Source organism: Marinobacter sp. DSM 26671 (assembly GCF_900112835.1).
Taxonomy (GTDB): Bacteria; Pseudomonadota; Gammaproteobacteria; order Pseudomonadales; family Oleiphilaceae; genus Marinobacter; species Marinobacter flavimaris.
On record NZ_FONF01000060.1, the window covers coordinates 1 to 2,181 of the forward strand.

Sequence of the window (2,181 nt, forward strand, 5' to 3'; positions counted from 1 at the left end):
CCCCGCGTCGCTACGCTCCGATGGGTGGCAGTCTTGCTCCGGTCCGGGTGGCAGGCTTCACGTGGAATGGGTGGCAACCTTCAGCGGTTTATGCAGAGTTTTCGGTTTCAGTGCAAAGGTCAAAATTCCATAGCCGGAAAAAATGTCCTAGAAACCGTGGACACACCATGGACACAATTTGGACACAGACAAATAAAAAGGGCCTACGTTTTCACGTAAGCCCTTGAAAAATATGGCGCGCCCGAGAGGATTCGAACCTCTGACCTCTGCCTCCGGAGGGCACAGATTTAGGTCGGTGTTGAGCGGTATAGTAGGGGCTGATTCGAGCCAGTTCAAGCAGATGCAGTAAGAAGACCTGCTTGTATGGAACCCTTGTCCTGAGCGGTTTTCAACGATTAACGCCATTTCTGGGCACAGAGATGTCCTGAATTGATTGACTGAAATTGGACACTTTGACCGCTGCCTGACATGGGATTTCTTCGATCGTATGGCATTATCTCATGCCTTTGAGTTTGGTCAATGTGTCGGGTTTTGGCTGTCTCGTTAAGGACAGAAGAGACTCAAAAGAATTGTAGCATGCTACATATTTTTGAGTTTTTTGAAGCGGATAGGGGGCACCATTTTCGTCTCAAGTTCCACGCCTCTGCAGACAATGTTGAAACGCCGGGACCGTCCTCACGCAAGGTTCAAGAGCGTTGCTGTGTAGCTGGGAATTGTTTGCTGGGTGAGATTTAGCAAATGTCTCAGACGGCAATTCACCAAAAAGTTGTCTGTAGTCTGAGGAGAACTGGCTTAGATGGTAAAAGCCGTTGAATGAGGCAGCTTCAGAAACGGAGCTTGTTGAAGGCTGGCACAGCATTCTTTTCGCCCTGTTTAATCTGCTTATCCTCAGGAAGGTCATGGGGCTAATGCCAAGAATCGTCTCAAAGCTATATTGCAAAGTCCGCCGGCTAGCGCACCCCACTTCGCATAGAGTTGTCATGGTGACAGGGGCAATACTCTCCGTTGCCATGTAATCCTTGATTCGCTCTACCACGGCTTTTCTGTGCTGATAACTTGGAGCCACCTTCTTATTGGGGATCTCCTCCGCTAACAACTCCAGCAACCCCATGATCAACAAGTCATGGTGAAGGTCTGAGTCGATTTTGTTTATTGTTGGCTGAAGGATTCGCCGCAATAAGTATCGGAAGTTCTGTAAAGTTCTTAGTGAAAGGCGTAACCGAGGGTAGTTCTTGGCATCTAGCAACTTAAGATCAATATCCTCTGATGCCTTGTGGGACTGAAGCTTGGCTTTGCTAACAACAATGCTTAGCATGTCGAAGCTTTCTGGAGTGACGAGCTCGAATTCTGTGCTCCCAGGCCTACAGAGAACATCACTGGATTCGACGCTCTGGCCATTGATGCGCGTTTCGTTGCGCTTACTTGGAAACCCGAACCAAAATGAGTCTGGCCAAACCTTACAGCGCTGAAGTAAGGAGCGGCCAGTATGTTCATTGAATAACTGAAGCCCACCAAAATTCAGCTCGTCGATACGTCCGCAAAAACGCCCCGCCCCTATTTGGTCGTACTCCTGTTCCCAGTCTGTAAGGTTGCCTGCCTGATCATTGGCATCATTTGCGATGACTGTGCACCTATGTGGTGCATGTTGTTCTTGTCGGTGCACTGCGACCTCGGTGTCGGCATGCACTTTGAGTATGGGCGTGACGCAGTTTTCGTGCACATAAGGCTTTAAGGCTGTTTTCATAGCACTTTTGTGCCCCTTAATGTTTGCCAAATTTCGATAACGCCCTCTTGGCGTAGCTCGCTACATTGAAATCCACAGCAAATTACGTTCCGTGTCGGACGGGGCGTGAATCTTGTTTTCAGTGAAAAAAGCGAGAGGAAGTTTATGTCCCATAGGTATGTCTACCAGTTAGGCACCAGAACCTGGTCGTTTCAGGGATTACGGGATGTCATGGCCAAAGCATCGCCTGCGAGATCCGGCGATCGACTCGCCGGCGTGGCAGCTTCCAGCGCGGAAGAGAGAGTTGTGGCCCAGATGTGTCTGGCCGAGGCAATAAATCGTTGTCGATATGAAAATTAAAATTAAGGAGTTTCAGGTGAGCAAAATCTTCAAATCAATAAGCGCTCCGCTGGCGATAGCTTTAGTAGCAACACCGGCGTTGGCCGCGGAGCCGGTCG

The 2,181-nt window shown here is 49.4% G+C and carries 1 protein-coding gene and 1 pseudogene; one reads left to right on the top strand and one right to left on the bottom strand.

Annotated features, from left to right (window positions below; genetic code table 11):
- Positions 1-628 precede the first annotated feature (628 nt).
- Positions 629-1,744, bottom strand: coding sequence for a helix-turn-helix domain-containing protein (locus tag BM035_RS23155; RefSeq protein WP_008173710.1), 1,116 nt, complete (start codon positions 1,742-1,744; stop codon positions 629-631).
- Positions 1,745-1,888: 144 nt separating this feature from the next.
- Between BM035_RS23155 and eutB the strand changes: the two are divergent.
- A pseudogene (gene eutB, locus BM035_RS22095) lies at positions 1,889-2,053 on the top strand (ethanolamine ammonia-lyase subunit EutB); the annotation flags it as partial.
- Positions 2,054-2,181 lie beyond the last annotated feature (128 nt).